Source organism: Cysteiniphilum litorale, from assembly GCF_003428165.1.
GTDB classification, from domain to species: domain Bacteria; phylum Pseudomonadota; class Gammaproteobacteria; order Francisellales; family Francisellaceae; genus Caedibacter; species Caedibacter litoralis.
In genome coordinates this window covers 1-655 of sequence record NZ_QLIQ01000172.1, presented here as the reverse complement: position 1 = coordinate 655, position 655 = coordinate 1, and the positions used below count along the sequence as shown (strand labels likewise).

1 rRNA gene is annotated in these 655 nt (G+C 48.5%); it reads left to right on the top strand.

From position 1 onward, the window contains the following. A 23S ribosomal RNA gene (locus tag DNJ75_RS15125) occupies nt 1-655 on the top strand; the annotation flags it as partial.

Sequence of the window (655 nt, the reverse complement as noted above, 5' to 3'; positions counted from 1 at the left end):
GAAGGTGAATTGAGAAGTTTGCTGGAGATATCAGAAGTGCGAATGCTGACATGAGTAACGATAAATAAGTGAGATTCTTATTGGCCGAAAACCCAAGGTTTCCTACGCAATGTTAATCAACGTAGGGTAAGTCGGCCCCTAAGGCGAATCCGAAGGGAGTAGTCGATGGGAAACAGGTTAATATTCCTGTACCGATTGTAATTGCGATGGAGAGACGGAGAAAGCTAGGTCTGCCCGGCGGATGGTTGTCCGGGTGAAAGCGTGTAGGTAGTATGTTTAGGTAAATCCGGACATATGTTGATCTGAGGCGTGAGACGAAGTCGAGCTTGCTTGACGAAGAGATTGATGCTCTGCTTCCAGGAAAACCTTCTAAGCATAGATTATGATTGACCGTACTGTAAACCGACACTGGTGGGTGGGTAGAGAATACCAAGGCGATGAGAGAACCCAGGTGAAGGAACTAGGCAAAATGACACCGTAACTTCGGGAGAAGGTGTGCCCCATTAGGGTGAAGGACGCACGTCTGGAGCTTGAAGGGGTTGCAGATACCAGGTGGCTGCGACTGTTTACTAAAAACACAGCACTCTGCGAACTCGAAAGAGGAAGTATAGGGTGTGACGCCTGCCCGGTGCCGGAAGGTTAATTGAAGGGGTTA